Genomic DNA, 16558 nt, shown 5'->3' on the forward strand with positions numbered 1-16558 from the left:
GGAATGAAAGCTTCTATCTTATTCCATTTCGGCGTCTCACCGAATGTTGTCTCATATAATGCCGGTGACATATACACATAACTCATGAGATAATTCTCCGCAATATGTCCCACCGTAACTTCCTTATCCACATCATTGTCTGTAACGGTAATCTTATCTCCCGTACTCACCCTGAGAAGATTGGCCAGCTTCTCCGTGATAATCACCGTTTCATCATCCATCGCATATGGCGTTCCTGTTTTTCTGTCCTGGAGCACCACAAAATCTTTGTAAACTTCTGTATCCTCTGGCACCGTCAGATAAGCTGTATACGAAGTCTCTCCATTGCCCTTGACACTCATACTCATGGAACGCAGTCTGGTATACTGATCCGCCTTTAGACCATTGTTATGACTTAAGAAATCATACAATTCATCCATATCCGCCTCATCTGCATTGTCATCCAGTGTCAGGGTCATGTCATAGTGGAACAGCTCATCATACTGTCTGTGTGCAACCCCGCTGATAGAGTCTGTCAGTCCAAAAGCAAAGACCACTAGAGCTGTACAGCCGCCGATGCCAAATATAGTCATAAAGAAACGTTTCTTGTAACGGAAAAGATTTCTCACGGCAACCTTGGATGTGAATTTCATATGATGCCAGATAAATCCCACATGTTCCAACAAAATCTTTCGTCCTGCTGCCGGTGCTGAAGGGCGCATCAATTCCGCCGGTGATGCCACCAGTTCCCTGTAACAGGACGCCAGTGCCGCACCAGTCACGCAAATAACAGCTGCACCGGATGCCATGATAGAATAATAAGCATTCAGCGGTGTCAGTACCACAAACAAATTCGGATAGAGCACACGGTAAGCAGCAATGATAACCCATGGCAGCAATTTCTGCCCCAAAACCAATCCGATCAGGCTTCCGATGAGACTGGCCGATAAAGCATAAAAAACATATTTTCTGGCAATGGCCCAATTGCTGTACCCCAAAGCTTTTAGTGTACCGATTTCTGTTCTCTGTGACTCAACCATTCGTGTCATAGTTGTCAGACTCACAAGCGCCGCTACCAGGAAGAAAATCAACGGAAAAATCTTGCCGATAGCACCGATTCTCTCTGCATTCTGCTCATATTCCACATACGCCTGTGTCGAATTTCTGTCCAGAACATACCATTCCGGATAGTCTACATCTGCCAGCTGATCCTCTGCATCCTGAATTTCCTTCTCCGCGTCAGCAATCTTCTCCTGTGCTTCCTTTTTGCCGGACGCATACTTCTCTTTGGCATCTGCAAGTTCCGACTTTGCATCCGTAAGCTTCTGCTCTGCCGCTGCAAACTGTGCTTCTGCCGAAGCCATCTGAGACTTCAGTTCAGCCTTACCCTTATCAATCTCTGCCTGTCCGCTTTGCAGCTGCGCTTTCGCCTGATCCAGGGCAGCCTTACCGCTGTCTAATTCCTGTTGTTTGCTCTCCAGCTGCTGCCTGCCTGATTCCAACCGACTGCTGCCCGCATCCAGCTGTATCTTAGCCTCTGTCAATTGATTAAAAGTCTCATCCAGCTTGGCCTGCTGACTGTTCAATTCTTTCTGCTGTTCGTTCAATTCTTCCTTCCCGGATGCAATCTGGCTTAATCCTGCCTCTATCTGGTCAAGTCCGCCATCTACCTGGGAAATACCTTCTGCCAGCGCATTCTTCTGCGCATCCAGCTGGATTAACTGCTCCTGAACAGCTGTAATCTGGGCATCCAGCTGTGCGATCAGAGCTTCATCCGGTTCCTCCTGGGACGCAGCCTCATTCCGCTGTTCTTCCAACGCCTCCTCCTGGGCTTCAAGCTGGGCGATGCCCTGTTCCAGCTCTGTCTGCTGTGCCGTCAAATTCTCCTTCTGTTCCTGCAGCGAAGCCTTCTGTTCATTTAATGCTGCTTCCTGACTTTGCAGTGTTTCCGACGCTTCCGTCAGCTTGGCCTGACCGGCTGTCAGCTGTTCCTGACCGGCATTGGCTGCCTGCAAACCCGCTTCGTACTGTTGCTTCTTCTCCGCCAATGTCTGTGAAGAATCCTCCAATTGCTGTCTGGCTGCCGTGATCTGTGTCTGCCCGTCCTGAAGCTTCTGCTCATTAGACGTGATTTCAGCCTGACCATCCTGAAGTTCCTGCTCCCCCGAAGAAAGCTTCGCCTTTGCAGCGGCAATCTGATCTTCATAGACAGCTCTATTGTCATCCAGTTCCTTCTGTCCGTCACTGATCTGCTGTTCTCCATCCTGAATCTGTGCCCAGGCATCATCAAGCTCTGATTCCGCTTCTGCTCTGGCATCTGTCAGTTTGTCACGGGCATCATCTATCTCTGTATTGGCATCATCCATAATCCCGTTATATCTGGCTGCCTCACGCTCACTGCTGATGGCTTCCAGCTTTTCCTTCACCTTGTCAACCACGGCTTCATAATCATCTGAATAGGCCTGTTTTGCAGCCGCACCATCCACCGTAATGTAAACTGCGCTGTAGATATCACTCTTAAAAACCTCCGGTGACAGGAAAACAAAAGCATCCGTCTGACCTGTTCCGACTGATGTTGTATCTCTGGTCGTTGTAAAATACTCCGGGCTTGCCGCCACACCCACGATTGTAAATGTCGATTCCGTCAATGTGTCTGACAATTTTTCACCTTTGCCCGGAGGCACAACCGTGATCTGATCGCCGATATGATATCCGTCCTTCTCAATCAGAAGATGGTCCACAACGCACTCATTGGCATTCTCAATATCCCTTCCTTCTGTTATCTCCAGTTTATTCACTGAAACCGGTTCAGACAAAAAGCGTAATGTCCATTTCTCATTGCCATTCATCACAAAAGCATCATAGCTATGTGCACCATCCACTTCCTTTACGCCATCCACTTCTGCAATTGCCGTCAGATCCTCCCCAGTCAGTCCCAATGTGGACAGTACCCGAAGATCCATATAATCGGCCTCATCCAGATAGTGATCCAGTGTCAATTTCATATCCGGGCAGGTGGCCCTGATACCTGCCAGAAAAGCAACACCCAATGCTACAATCAGAAGAATGGACACATATCTGTTGAGTGTATACTTTATCTCTCTGAAAAAATCTTTGTTTATTGCATTTCTCATAGATGCACTCCTACCATTCAATAGTCTCTACCGGACGCGGATCCGGATTCACCGTCATCTCACTGACTCTTCCGTTCTTAATCTGGATCACCCTGTCCGCCATCGGCGCAATGGCCAGGTTATGGGTAATAACGATCACCGTCATACCATGCTTATGACAGGTATCCTGCAGCAATTTCAAAATTGCCTTACCGGTCTGATAATCCAAGGCACCGGTAGGTTCATCACATAAGAGCAGCTTCGGATTCTTGGCAAGAGCACGTGCGATCGCTACCCTTTGCTGTTCACCCCCTGAGAGCTGTGAGGGGAAATTATACATACGGTCTTCCAGGCCCACATCCTTCAGAACCTCTTTCGCATCCATGGGATGCTTGCTGATCTGCAATGCCAGTTCCACATTCTCCAGGGCGTTCAGATTCTGGATCAGGTTATAAAACTGAAAAACAAAACCAATGTCATCCCGGCGGTACTTTGTCAGCTGTCTGCTGTTATAAAGGCTGATATCCCGTCCGTCCACAATGACCTTGCCTGATGTCACGCGGTCCATACCGCCCAGCATATTAAGTACCGTCGTTTTGCCGGCACCGCTCGGTCCCACGATCACTGCAAATTCGCCTTTATGTATCTCTATATCAACGCCATCCACGGCATGAATCATCACTTCACCCATTTTGTAAGTCTTCTTCACATTCTTCATGACTACAAATTCCGACATTTTTTCTCCTCCTGTTCAGGCATATCTCTTACCTTTCATTATAACAAAAATATATCCTGAATTCAGTGAAGATTTTATAAACTTTTCATAGCATTGCTTTTAAAAAATATAAAAGTTATAATACTTATTGAAGAAAATTTTTTACGGAGGTTTATTTATGGCTGAACAGACAACACACACTCTTCCTTTGCGTGAGGAAGTCCCTGCCAAGGATAAATGGCATATAGAAGATATTTTTTCCAACGATGACGCATTTACATCTGCACTTGAAGCATGCCGAACACATATCGACGCACTGGCTGCCTTCAAAGATCATCTTGGTGATTCAGCTGAAATGCTCTGCACTTATCTGACGGAAAAGGAGAAAGTACTGGTGGAACTTGACAGTCTCTACTGCTATGCAGGACACCGTTCCGATGAGGACACATCCAATCCGCATTATCAGGATCTTCGCGGTCAGGTCGATTTTACAGGCAACCATTTTTATGAGACAACCGCTTTCGAGGACCCTGAACTGCTTTCCCTGCCAGAAGATTTTATACCGGAAGCCTTAAAGAACTACTCTGAGCTGATACCTTTTACCCATTATCTTGAAAACACACTGCGTATGAAATCCCATACGCTTTCAAAAGAGGAAGAGGCCCTCATGTCCCTGACTATGGACCTGGACAGCACCCCGCAGTCTATTTTTTATATGTTCAACAATGCGGATATCCGATTTGAAAGTATCACAGATCGTCAGGACAATGAAATCGGCATCTCCCACGGACGTTTCGTTCCTCTCCTTGAAAGTTCTGACAGGGATCTTCGCCGCAAAGTTTTCCAGTCCTACTACCGTTCCTTTGACCAGTATAAAAACACCGTGGCTGCCATTTTTGCTGCCAATCTGAAAAAAGAACTGTTCTATACAAAAGCCAGACATTATGCCTCCTCCATGGAAGCCCATCTGTCTCAGAACAATATTCCGACAACTGTTTATGACCAGCTGATCGAAGCGGTTCATGATGCCCTTCCTGAAATGTACCGCTATGTCCGTCTTCGCCGCAAAATGCTTGGCGTAGAGGAACTGCATATGTATGATGTCTATACGCCTCTTGTATCCGGTGAACATGCATCCATTCCTTTTGACGAAGCCATGGAAATTGTCAGCCGCGGACTGGCACCCCTTGGTGAATCTTACATTCAACTGCTGAATGAAGGCATGCACGGCGGCTGGATTGACCGCTATGAGAACAAAGGCAAACGCACCGGTGCTTATTCCGGCGGTGATTATGCCCACCATCCTTTTGTCCTGATGAATTACCAGGGCACATTGGACAATGTCTTTACGCTGGCTCATGAGATGGGACATTCTCTTCATTCATGGTATGCCAATCACACTCACCACTATGTGGATGCCAGCTACAGCATTTTTGTCGCTGAAATTGCCTCCACCTGCAATGAAGCACTGCTCATGCATGATCTGCTTGAAAGATGCAGTAATCCTCACGAAAAGCTCTGGCTTTTGAATCATTACCTTGATATGTTCAAAGGTACGCTGTTCCGCCAGACCATGTTTGCGGAATTTGAAAAAATTACCCATGAAAAGACCGCAGCAGGTGAAACATTAAATGCCCAGTCCCTGTGTCAGATTTATGGAGATCTGAACACCCTTTATTTCGGGCCTGATATGGTAAACGATCCCGAGATTTCACTGGAATGGGCCAGAATTCCTCATTTTTATATGCCTTTCTATGTCTATCAGTATGCCACTGGTTTTTCCGCAGCCATTGCCCTCAGTCACCGCATTCTGACAGACGGTGCACCAGCAGTCAGAGATTATATTGATTTCTTAAAAGCCGGCGGTTCCGACTATCCGATCAATGTCCTGAAAAAAGCCGGCGTAGATATGACCACCAAAGCACCTGTTGCCAGCGCCCTCTCTGTTTTCTCATCCGTGCTGGATGAAACAGAGGCTGTCATCACATCTCTCGGTCTTTAAATACGCGGCTTTGCAGGCTCAAGCACTGTAAATATGAAAAATCCCCCGGACGATCTGAAATTACTTTCAGACCACCAGGGGATTTTTCGCGAAGTGGATTAAACTAAATAAATAGGATTAAGCTTTTTCAACGATGAGCGCCTGACCCTGGCCACCGCCAATACACAGTGTGGCAAGGCCTTTCTTTGCGTCCTCTCTCTTCTGCATTTCGTATAATAATGTAACAAGGATTCTGGCACCAGATGCACCAATCGGATGTCCGAGGGCAATGGCACCACCATTGACATTCACTTTGTTCATATCAAATTTCAATTCCTGAGCAACTGCCAGAGACTGGGCTGCAAATGCTTCATTTGCTTCGATCAGATCAATATCATCGATGGTAAGATCTGCTTTTGTCATAGCTTTCTTAACAGCAGGCACCGGACCAACACCCATGATAGATGGATCGACACCGCCTGTTGCATAGGAAACGATGGTTGCCATTGGTTTCAGGCCAAGTTCTTCTGCTTTTTCCTGGCTCATCACAACAAATGCTGCAGCACTGTCGTTGATACCGGAAGCATTCGCTGCTGTAACTGTACCGCCGTCTTTTTTGAAGGCCGGTTTTAATTTGGCAACTTTTTCAAGTGTTGTGCCAAATTTAGGATATTCATCTGTATCAAAGACTGTATCACCTTTCTTACCGTGAATCACAACAGGAACAATTTCATCTTTGAACTTGCCGCCCTTAACAGCTGCTTCTGCTTTGCTCTGAGAAGCCACTGCAAATTCATCCTGCATTTCTCTTGTGATACCATATTTCTCTGCAACATTTTCAGCAGTGATACCCATATGATACTGATTGAAAGCATCCCACAGTCCATCATTGACCATAACATCAACGATCTTGTTATTGTTCATCCTTGCCCCCCAACGTGCCGTTGGAATGGCATATGGCGCTGCACTCATGTTTTCTGTACCGCCGCAGACAACGATTTCAGATTCGCCTGCAAGGATCTGGTTGGCTGCCATGGCCACACTCTTCAGACCTGAGCCGCACACGATATTGATTGTCACAGCTGTTGTCTCGATTGGAAGCCCCGCCTTTAAAGTTACCTGACGGGCAACATTCTGTCCGAGACCAGCCTGCAATACATTACCAAAAATAACTTCATCCACCTGTTCCGGTTTGATGCCTGCTCTTGAAACAGCTTCTTTTACAACAAGTGCGCCAAGCTCTGCTGCAGGAACATCCTTTAAAGTACCCCCAAATGCACCGATTGCTGTTCTGCAAGCGCTGACAATAACTACTTTTTTCATAATTCCTTTTTCCTTTCTCACACCATAAAGTTCTTGCTTTTTGTTTCTGCCTATATTAATAGCAAATCCCGTGCCAATTCATATTCAAAGACGAATCCGCCTGATTTCAGGCCTTTTTGACGTAATTTTGCCCTTTTTGATCCTTTTTCTGGCTGAATATTCACGTACGGAACCGCACGGCCTGCATGATGCGCACACATGTGTTGTCTAATTGTCACACATGTGTTGCATTTCTGTCACACCTGATGTATCATAAAAGCAGTAAAACTGTCACATGTTCATGAACTTTCTTTTGCATTTTGAATGGAAACTAAGGAGATTTATTATGAATTTTACACCTTTATGGACAGCTGCCCTTAATGCCTTTTCCAATTTTATCATTGTAGATGAACATTGCCGCATTGCCTACATGAATAAACCCTACACAGAAATTTTGAATGTACAGTTAGAGGACGTCATTGGCAAACCGATCAAAAGTGTGATTCCGACCACGAAACTTCCGGAAGTAATGGCCTCGGGAAAAGCACATATCGGTGCCTTAATGACTCTTTATGATCACAAAACTGACAAAGATATCAGTTTTGTCTGCAACCGTATCCCTTTGATCGAAGATGGGGAAGTCATTGGCGGTGTTGCCATCTCCACATTTAACGAAGTTGGGGAGATCTACAATCTCTACTCAGAAGTTGAAAAAATGCAGCAGCAGAATGAGCTGTATCAGCAGACGATTGAACAGCTGCGCAAACAGACCAATCCACTGGATTATATCATCGGTACTTCGCAGGCTATCCAGCAGATCAAGTCCACCATTGCCATCTTCGCCAATTCCGGATTATCCATTCTTCTTACCGGAGAAACCGGCGTTGGAAAGGAAGTATTCGCCAACGCACTGCATCAGCTCAGCAGCCGGAGCACCAGTAACTTTGTCAAGATCAACTGTGCGGCTATTCCAAAGGATCTTCTTGAATCCGAGCTTTTCGGCTACGAAGGCGGCGCTTTTACCGGTGCCAAAAAGGGCGGCAAAATCGGCAAATTCGAACTGGCTGACGGCGGCACACTGCTGTTAGATGAAATCGGTGAGATGCCGCTTCCGCTGCAGTCAAAGCTTTTACGTGTACTTCAGGAAAAGGAAATCGAACGCATCGGCGGTGTCATCCCCATCAAAGTGGATGTCCGCCTCATCTGCAGCACGAACCAGAATCTGACGCAGCTGATTCAGGACGGACGTTTCCGTGCCGATCTTTATTATCGCATTAATACCATTGAACTGGCTATCCCGCCCCTCCGTGACCGTCTCGATGACATTCCCGACCTCTGTAATTTTTTTGTTCAGAAGTTCAATCGTGAAAACGGCAGCTATACACAAGGCGTCGAACAGGAAGTGCTGGCTCTGATGCAGCAATACACCTGGCCGGGCAATGTCCGTGAACTGGAACATGTCATTGAACGCCTGTGCTTTTTAAATCCTCACAGTACCATCGGCATTGCCTCCTGTGATTTTCTGATGAACAAGCTGTCCGGTGACCATACATTATCACGGCCTGCCGCCGCGTTTTCTTCCCTTCAGGAACAGCGCAGCAGCGCAGAAATCGATCTGATCCGCCAGACCCTTCGCCAAACAGACGGCAATAAGGCAAAAGCAGCCAGAATTCTCGGTATTGATCGCACTGTACTTTACCGTAAACTTAAGAAATATCATATTGATTAACCCCAAAAACGGGGGAAGGCCTTATCTTACGATAAGGCCTTATTAGGGAAATAGAATGTATTTACAATAACCTCAAAACATACAAAATGTCTCAAAGCTAAAGCCAATTTGAATATACAGTCTGCGGACTGTATGCTTAAATCGCATCTGCACCGCGTTCGCCGGTACGGATACGAACAACATCTTCGATGTTGTAAATGAAAATCTTACCATCACCATAATTGCCGGTGCTGATCTCTTTGACAGCTCTGTCCACAATCTTCTCTGCTGCGTCATCTGCAACAACAGTTTCGACTTTTACCTTTGGCAGAAGGTTGACATTATACGTTGTACCTCTGTACATACGTGTATAACCTTTCTGATTACCATAACCCATAATGTTTGTGATCATCAGGCCGCTGGCTTCGCAGTCATCCAGAATATTTTTCAAACTTTCCAGTTTTTCCGGTTTGATAATAATCTCTAATTTCTTCATCACATAACCTCCTCATTCATCCAATCAGGCAGCTATTTGGCGCCTGCACTTTACACAGCTAAAGTGTGATGGTAATAAAAAAACGGTGCTCCTCTAAAAAGGAACACCGTTGTTCTCAAATATGTCTCTATTATACCCCTGAAATATGAAATGTCAATCATTTTTTTCCAAATTCCAGAAATTTTTAATAATAGTACAATCCTGTATGGTCCAAAACCGTATAATTATTTATTGCTGAGATATTCATCAATACCTTTCGCTGCTGCCTTGCCGGCACCCATCGCCAGGATAACCGTTGCAGCACCTGTTACAGCATCACCGCCGGCATAAACACCTTCCTTGGTTGTTGCGCCGTTATTCTCATCTGCGATGATACACTGCCATTTATTCACATCCAGACCCTTTGTCGTAGAAGAAATCAGAGGGTTTGGTGATGTACCAAGGGCCATGATAACTGTATCTACATCCAGGTCATACTCTGAACCAGGCACTTCTACAGGTCTTCTTCTGCCGGATTCATCCGGTTCACCAAGTTCCATCTTGATGACACGAAGGCCCTTCACCCAGCCATTCTCATCCACAAGGATTTCCTTCGGGTTGCGAAGCAGATGGAACTGGATTCCCTCTTCCTTTGCATGATGCACTTCTTCCACACGGGCAGGAAGCTCTTTCTCACTTCTTCTGTAGACAATATAAGTCTCTGCGCCGAGACGAAGAGCTGTTCTGGCTGCATCCATAGCAACGTTACCACCGCCGATAACAGCAACTTTCTTGCCCTGATGGATCGGTGTATCATAATCATCTCTGAAAGCTTTCATCAGGTTGTTTCGTGTCAGGAACTCATTGGCAGAGAAAACGCCGTTCGCCTGCTCACCAGGGATACCCATGAACTTCGGAAGACCGGCACCTGAACCAATGAAGACTGCATCATAACCCTCTTCATTGATCAGTTCATCAATGGTAATGGATTTGCCGATGATCACATTCGTCTCAATTTCGACGCCCAATTTCTTCACGTTTTCTACTTCATGAGCTACAACTGTCTGCTTTGGCAGACGGAACTCAGGAATACCATAAACAAGCACGCCGCCAGCTTCATGAAGGGCTTCAAAGATCTTCACGTCATAACCCATCTTGGCCAGATCACCGGCACATGTCAGTCCTGCAGGACCGGAACCGATAACAGCAACCTTCTTGCCTTTCTTCTCCTTGGCAGGAATAGGTGCAATATTGTTCTCTCTTGCCCAATCTGCTGTAAAACGCTCAAGCTTACCGATGGAGACAGGCTCACCCTTGATACCGAGGATACACTTGCCTTCACACTGGGATTCCTGAGGGCATACACGGCCGCATACTGCAGGCAGCGCTGAAGATTCGCCGATCACCTGAGATGCTTTCTCAAAATTGCCTTCCTTTACTTCTGCGATAAATGCAGGGATATTGATATTGACAGGACATCCTGTGATACATCTTGCATTCTTACAGTTCAGACATCTGGAAGCTTCTTCCATTGCCTCTTCCTTGTTGTAACCAAGACATACTTCTTCAAAATTCTTCGCACGTACTTCCGGTGCCTGTTCACGTACAGGTACTCTGTTCTTCTTATCTGCCATTATCTGTCACCTCCGCAATTGCCACATCCGCCATGGTGTGTACTTCCTTCCTGCAGTTTCAGCATTGCTCTGCCTTCCTGGGTCTTATAGCTCTGCTGACGCTGCATAGCCTGATCAAAATCTACAAGATGGCCGTCAAATTCAGGTCCGTCTACACAGGCAAACTTCACCTTGCCGTCCACAAGCAGACGACAAGCACCGCACATACCGGTACCGTCTACCATGATCGGGTTCATGCTGACAATTGTAGGGATCTCAAGTTTCTTTGTCAGCAGACATACGAATTTCATCATGATCATCGGGCCGATGGCAACGCAGAAATCATACTTTGTGCCCTTTGCAGACAGTTCTTCGATCACTGCTGTAACCATACCGTGACGTCCGTAAGAACCATCATCCGTTGTCACATATAAATTGCCGGCAACAGCTTCCATTTCCTTCTCGAGAATCAGAAGTTCTTTGTTCTTGGCACCAACGATAACATCTGCTGCCACACCATGCTCATGCAGCCACTTAACCTGAGGGTAAACAGGTGCTGTACCCACACCACCGGCTACAAATAAAATCTTCTTCTGCTTCAGTTCTTCAATATCGTCCTCAATCCATTCGGATGCCTTGCCAAGAGGGCCTGTTACATCCTGGAAGAAATCACCCTCGCGGAGCCAGGACATCTTCTCCGTGGATGCACCAACTGTCTGGAAAACAATTGTGACTGTGCCTTTCTCTCTGTTATAATCACAGATGGTCAACGGGATTCTCTCGCCAACCTCATCCATCTTGACAATCAGGAACTGTCCAGGCTGGCATGCGCGTGCCACACGCGGTGCTTCAATTTCCATCAGAAAAATCTTATCTGCAAGTTTTTCTGCTTTTACAATTTGATACATTCCATATCCTCCTATAAATGATTTTTCTCCCTATTACTTATGGGCTCTATTATACTCACTTTTCGACAAAATTGCAACCATATGTCCTAAATATTTTTGTTAAAAACACGAAAAATCTAAAAAAGTTTTTGTGAATTTCGGTTGCTTCGCCAAAGAAATTTCCCTTGTATGCTGAATCATACGCCGAATGCCTTCCTGATCCGGGCGTTGGATATACACGCACAAACCTGCAATAACCGCATTGCCTAATATATGCACCCGTTCCGCCAGTTTCTCCGGTATGAGTCCTGCCCCGGCCGCTTTGGCAATATCCAGCTGACTGCCAAAACCACCGGCCAGCTCCAGCGCTTCAATTTCTTCCATCTGATACCCGGCGTTCTCAACCAGTATCTCAAGTCCGGCGCGGATAGCCGCTCTGGCTTTCTGGTACTCTCTGATATCCGCCTGGGTAATGACAATCTTTCCAGGAATGATCTCCAGTCCTCTGGATGCATAACGGGGACTTAATCTTCCTGTATTATCCATCATCTGGCTCTTTCTCATCTCCGAAATGGCTGACACAAGACCACTGCCGCAGATACCCACCGGCGGCTTTCTGCCGATGGTCTCATAACGAACCAGGCCATACTGTATCCGCACATCCCGCACAGCCCCAGGAATACTGCCTGTACCACAAGATAACTGCCCGCCCTCAAAGGCCGGTCCTGCCGCTGCAGAGCTGACAAACATTCTCTCTCTATTGCCGACAGCCATCTCTGCATTGGTTCCAAGGTCCAGAAACAGATGCGGCTTTTCATTTCTATTCATCCCGCATCCCCACAAACCGGCGGTGATATCTGCCCCGACAAAGGCCGAAATACCTGCTAGCAACGTGACCTTTGTCTGTTTCAGCAGACAGTTTTCCACCAGCGGACTTTTCCCCAGCAGCTCTGCTGTGGATAACTCTTCAAAATCCAGGTTTACCGGTTGAAAAGGCCATGCCGAAAGCCCTCTGCAGTCATAGCCTCTTAATAAATGCAGCATTGTTGTGTTGCCTGCGATCACAATCTGTTCAATCGGTGCATCCGCCGACTTCAACAGACTGACAATACCTTCCGCCAGATCCTGCCGGATCAATGCCTGCATCGCCTGCTCCTGTCCATCCTCCACAGCCGCTTTGATTCTTGACATCACATCTGTACCATAACTTCTCTGATGGTTCAGTCCCCGGTATTCTGTGACAATCTTTCCGCTGTCAGTATGCACCAGCGCCATCACAAGGGTTGTGGAACCGATATCCACAGCAATACTTAACGACACTTTGTCAGGCATCCGGCTGTCCTTATCTGACTTTACACCATACGCCTCCGCTGTATTCTGCCGCTGAATTGGTTCCCTCACTAACGACTCGGCATGCTGAACCGGCGGCACATAAAAGCCGTCTTCCCGCTGTATTTCCTCAAAGGTGATCGCGCATGATGCCGTGATCACAGCCCGGCATCCCAGACGATATCCAGCCTTTAATTCATCCTCGCTGAAAAACTGCCTGTCTTCCGTCGTTATAGGTAAACTCCCCTCCGTTATCCGGATTCTGCATTTTCCGCAGGTGCCCCTTCCGCCGCAATATAACGGAAAATAAATCTTCTCTCTTCTTAATATAGAAAGAAAAGGTTCCGGAGCTGCCAGTGAAATGGTTTGACCGTTTATTTTTATTTGCATACTCAGGCCTCCATTTCTACAATGACTTCTCTTTCCTGCTGTCTTGATCTCCGTCGTCTTTTCCGCCTCCGGTTTTATGTCCGGCGTCTTCCTCTTTTCTGTTGTTGTATTTCTGGATGGTCACCAGACCCTTCTTCCTGTCCAGGAAGCGATCTTCCTCACTGAACACACAGCCGCAGTATTTCTGCATATACAGCCCCATGGCTCTGGCTTTTTCCTGTCCTTCCTTAAAGTACGGACGAAAGTCTCTGTACAAAAATGTTACATGATATTTTTTCGCCATTGCCTGTGCTGTCTTAATAATCAGTTCATGGTTCTGATAAGGACTGATGAGCAGCGTTGTTGAAAAGCTGTCATAGCCGTTTTCCGCCGCAAAGCGGGCTGTTTCTTCCAAACGACACAAATAGCAATAACCGCAGCGGCTTTCATAATGCGGATACACATGATCGATAAAATTGCGCAGCCCATACTCATTCTTGACAATCAGACGCAAATGAATATCCGCGGCATACTTCGTCAATGTATTCTTTCTGGCTTTGTATTCTGTCACCGGATGAATGTTCGGATTGTACCAGAATCCCGTAGGCTCGATGCCTTCCGCTCTCAGCGTCTCGATACACATCACCGAACAGGGTGCACAGCAAATATGCAATAATAGTCTCATTTCCTGCCTCCTGTTCCTATTTGTTCTCGATGAATCCGATTTCTTTGATCAAAATAGACATCTTCCCGTCATCATTCTGATGATACTCCAATATACTCTCATCCTTCAGCAATTCCAAAGGCACCAGAAGCTCAATACCGCTGTCTGTTACCAGTTTCTGCTTCTTGCCAAGTTTACGCTCTGTCTTCTTGCTGACATAAACCGGTATCTTTGGAATCTGCTGCTGTTCAGCCACTTCCTGATAAAGGACCGCCGCCTGCTCATTATCCTTAAAAACAGCCTCTTCAAGTTCCGGTACAATGATCTGCCCCTTCTCTTTGACCTGATCGGCCACAATCGTCTTATATTCCATAATCTTCTGCGGCGCCTGTTCTTCATAACAGTGCTTGATGGTTTCTACAACAGAATCATCTATCGCCTTCACCGTTACTGCCTCAGAAGGTTTAAAATCCAGTTTCAATACCTGATCCGCCAGATAGTTCTGCTTCAATCCGTCAATATAGCACTCAAAATCCGATACCTGCGCCTGATTATCATTCAAATTCAGATAGAAATATTCATTCACTTTCGGAGACGGTCCCGGCAAGATCATATGATTCAGCGTCCAGTGCACTGCACTGTTCTCATCCTGTGCCACCAAAAATCTGGATTGATAATTACTCTTAAAAAATGTAATATAATCCTGATCTTCCAGCGTCACCCATGCAAACATGCCTGCCCCTGTCTGGATTTCCGGGTTCGCATGCATCAGATCCTGAATCTCATCACAGATACAATTCACAAAAGCCTCAAACTGATCACCAGTCTCCGGCAAAATCTGCTGAAGTTCCGATTCTTCATGAATAAAACCTTTTCTGGATGTCTCATGATAATAATATTTTGCGACCATCTGGCAGAGATATCTGTACATTTCATCCTCATCACCGGGTACATAACCTGAATAAGGAACAACCTCTAAAGTCGTATCAAACATACAGAAAAAAACTTTCTTAATTACAACATCCTGCCATTTCACATTATTTCCTCCCATCTTCTGCTCACTCTGCCCCATTATACATAATAACCGTAAAGAATGTCAACTTTTCTTTCCTGTATTGACTATCTCACAGCTTGCGTCTATACTAAGGACATAAAAAGATTTGAGGGAGGCACCTACATGGACAAGAATGTTTCCAAAGAGGTCAAACGAATTATCATCTGCTGTATCGCATCCTGCATTATAGCCGTCAATATCCGGACATTCGTCCGCACCGGCGGGCTGTTTCCCGGCGGCGCAAACGGCCTGACATTGCTAATCCAGAGCATTTTTGACCGTTATCTTCATATAACAATACCTTATACTGCTATCAACGTTCTTCTGAATGCCATTCCTGTTTATATCGGTTTTCGTTTTATCGGCAAAAAATTCACGCTTTGTTCCTGTCTTGTCATATTCCTCACCGGTTTTCTGACAGACAGTCTGCCGGCTTACACCATCACCTCCGATATTCTGCTGATCAGTATTTTCGGCGGTCTGATCAACGGTTTCGCTATCAGCCTTTGTCTGAAATGTGATGCCACCACCGGCGGAACGGATTTTATCTCCATTTTCCTGTCCCGCAGAAAGGGCATTGATGCCTTTAATATCATTCTCGGCTTCAACGTCGTGATCCTCGCTATCGCCGGATTACTTTTCGGCTGGGATAAAGCCCTTTATTCCATGATTTTCCAGTATGCATCCACACAGGTACTGCATCTGCTTTACAAACAATATCAGAAACAGACTCTTTTTATTGTTACGAACAAAGCAGAAGCCATCTCGCAGCTGATCTATGATACCACTGTTCATGGTGCCACTATCATCGACTGTGAAGGTGCCCATAAGCACAGCGAGCATAAGATTGTCTACTCTGTTGTGTCCCGCGATGAGAATAATTCAGTCATCCGCGCGGTTCGCGAGGCAGATCCGCAGGCATTTATTAACAGTATGCCTACCAATGAACTGGAAGGCCATTTCTATCAGCGGCCGATCGACTAGTACATCGTCCTTCCTGTTTATCTTAGCATTGACGTTTTGGGAAGTAAAATGCCTGTATGGGTATGTGATTCATATCTAAAAGTTAATACGCATTTATTTTTTAAACAAGCAATAAAGACAAATAAAAGGACCCTATTGGTCCTTTTATTGTTTTAATATATGAATTTTGATATTTCCACGAGTAAACAAAAAATCCTAATAAGCAACATATCTTATGCGTATTAGGATTTTTTCATTTATTCTTTATATCTATTTATGGTCATCGGGGTGACAGGATTCGAACCTGCGACCTCTTGATCCCAAATCAAGCGCTCTAGCCAAGCTGAGCCACACCCCGATATAAAGCATTATAAAATAAAAACCATGCACCTTCAAAACTGCATAT

12 protein-coding genes and 1 tRNA gene are annotated in these 16558 nt (G+C 45.9%); 3 read left to right on the plus strand and 10 right to left on the minus strand.

Translation table 11 applies throughout. The features are described 5' to 3' along the window. On the minus strand, window positions 1-3113 hold a 3113-nt coding region (locus NBH03_RS15325; protein WP_250800076.1), incomplete at its 3' end, for an ABC transporter permease. A gap of 10 nt (window positions 3114-3123) precedes the next feature. Next, window positions 3124-3828, minus strand: coding sequence for an ABC transporter ATP-binding protein (locus tag NBH03_RS15330; protein WP_250800077.1), 705 nt, complete (start codon window positions 3826-3828; stop codon window positions 3124-3126). A 157-nt stretch (window positions 3829-3985) separates the two neighbouring features. Here NBH03_RS15330 and pepF point away from each other — a divergent pair, with 157 nt between their 5' ends. Further along, complete coding sequence (pepF, locus tag NBH03_RS15335) at window positions 3986-5809, plus strand: oligoendopeptidase F (protein ID WP_250800078.1); 1824 nt, start codon at window positions 3986-3988, stop codon at window positions 5807-5809. A 117-nt stretch (window positions 5810-5926) separates the two neighbouring features. Here the strand turns inward: pepF and NBH03_RS15340 are convergent, their stop codons facing one another. Beyond that, window positions 5927-7111 carry an acetyl-CoA C-acetyltransferase gene (locus NBH03_RS15340; protein ID WP_227083034.1) on the minus strand — a complete coding sequence of 395 codons (1185 nt, stop codon included), beginning with the start codon at window positions 7109-7111 and terminating at the stop codon, window positions 5927-5929. Window positions 7112-7436: 325 nt separating this feature from the next. Here NBH03_RS15340 and NBH03_RS15345 point away from each other — a divergent pair, with 325 nt between their 5' ends. Next, entirely contained in the window at window positions 7437-8819 is a 1383-nt protein-coding gene (locus NBH03_RS15345) for a sigma-54 interaction domain-containing protein (RefSeq protein WP_250800079.1), read from the plus strand. A 136-nt stretch (window positions 8820-8955) separates the two neighbouring features. Here the strand turns inward: NBH03_RS15345 and NBH03_RS15350 are convergent, their stop codons facing one another. The 6 genes from NBH03_RS15350 to NBH03_RS15375 form a co-directional block, all read right to left on the minus strand. Continuing rightward, a complete protein-coding gene (locus NBH03_RS15350; RefSeq protein ID WP_250800080.1) occupies window positions 8956-9294 on the minus strand; it encodes a P-II family nitrogen regulator in 339 nt (112 codons plus the stop codon). 224 nt (window positions 9295-9518) lie between these two features. Beyond that, on the minus strand, window positions 9519-10907 hold the full coding sequence (gltA, locus tag NBH03_RS15355) for an NADPH-dependent glutamate synthase (protein WP_117541598.1): 1389 nt from the start codon (window positions 10905-10907) through the stop codon (window positions 9519-9521). Next, on the minus strand, window positions 10907-11794 hold the full coding sequence (locus NBH03_RS15360) for a sulfide/dihydroorotate dehydrogenase-like FAD/NAD-binding protein (RefSeq protein ID WP_117541600.1): 888 nt from the start codon (window positions 11792-11794) through the stop codon (window positions 10907-10909). The genes gltA and NBH03_RS15360 overlap by 1 nt, the downstream gene beginning before the upstream one ends. Before the next feature lie 99 nt (window positions 11795-11893). After that, window positions 11894-13492, minus strand: coding sequence for an ASKHA domain-containing protein (locus NBH03_RS15365; RefSeq protein WP_250800081.1), 1599 nt, complete (start codon window positions 13490-13492; stop codon window positions 11894-11896). 16 nt (window positions 13493-13508) lie between these two features. After that, on the minus strand, window positions 13509-14156 hold the full coding sequence (locus NBH03_RS15370; RefSeq protein WP_117528422.1) for an epoxyqueuosine reductase QueH: 648 nt from the start codon (window positions 14154-14156) through the stop codon (window positions 13509-13511). A gap of 16 nt (window positions 14157-14172) precedes the next feature. Then, on the minus strand, window positions 14173-15171 hold the full coding sequence (locus tag NBH03_RS15375; protein ID WP_250800082.1) for a nucleoid-associated protein: 999 nt from the start codon (window positions 15169-15171) through the stop codon (window positions 14173-14175). 141 nt (window positions 15172-15312) lie between these two features. Here NBH03_RS15375 and NBH03_RS15380 point away from each other — a divergent pair, with 141 nt between their 5' ends. After that, window positions 15313-16173 (plus strand): YitT family protein, encoded by an 861-nt coding sequence (locus tag NBH03_RS15380; RefSeq protein ID WP_250800083.1) that lies wholly within the window; start codon window positions 15313-15315, stop codon window positions 16171-16173. A 262-nt stretch (window positions 16174-16435) separates the two neighbouring features. On the opposite strand, the gene NBH03_RS15385 is transcribed toward NBH03_RS15380, so the two are convergent. After that, a tRNA-Pro gene (locus NBH03_RS15385) sits at window positions 16436-16510 on the minus strand. Window positions 16511-16558: the final 48 nt, after the last annotated feature.

It is taken from the genome of Coprococcus intestinalis (assembly GCF_023656595.1).
GTDB lineage: Bacteria > Bacillota > Clostridia > Lachnospirales > Lachnospiraceae > Coprococcus_A > Coprococcus_A intestinihominis.

Bases quoted from the DNA above. Each gene is read 5' to 3' on its own strand.
- NBH03_RS15330 (WP_250800077.1), bottom strand. From the start codon at position 3,828: ATGTCGGAATTTGTAGTCATGAAGAATGTGAAGAAGACTTACAAAATG.
- pepF (WP_250800078.1), top strand. From the start codon at position 3,986: ATGGCTGAACAGACAACACACACTCTTCCTTTGCGTGAGGAAGTCCCT.
- NBH03_RS15340 (WP_227083034.1), bottom strand. From the start codon at position 7,111: ATGAAAAAAGTAGTTATTGTCAGCGCTTGCAGAACAGCAATCGGTGCA.
- NBH03_RS15345 (WP_250800079.1), top strand. From the start codon at position 7,437: ATGAATTTTACACCTTTATGGACAGCTGCCCTTAATGCCTTTTCCAAT.
- NBH03_RS15350 (WP_250800080.1), bottom strand. From the start codon at position 9,294: ATGAAGAAATTAGAGATTATTATCAAACCGGAAAAACTGGAAAGTTTG.
- gltA (WP_117541598.1), bottom strand. From the start codon at position 10,907: ATGGCAGATAAGAAGAACAGAGTACCTGTACGTGAACAGGCACCGGAA.
- NBH03_RS15360 (WP_117541600.1), bottom strand. From the start codon at position 11,794: ATGTATCAAATTGTAAAAGCAGAAAAACTTGCAGATAAGATTTTTCTG.
- NBH03_RS15365 (WP_250800081.1), bottom strand. From the start codon at position 13,492: ATGCAAATAAAAATAAACGGTCAAACCATTTCACTGGCAGCTCCGGAA.
- NBH03_RS15370 (WP_117528422.1), bottom strand. From the start codon at position 14,156: ATGAGACTATTATTGCATATTTGCTGTGCACCCTGTTCGGTGATGTGT.
- NBH03_RS15380 (WP_250800083.1), top strand. From the start codon at position 15,313: ATGGACAAGAATGTTTCCAAAGAGGTCAAACGAATTATCATCTGCTGT.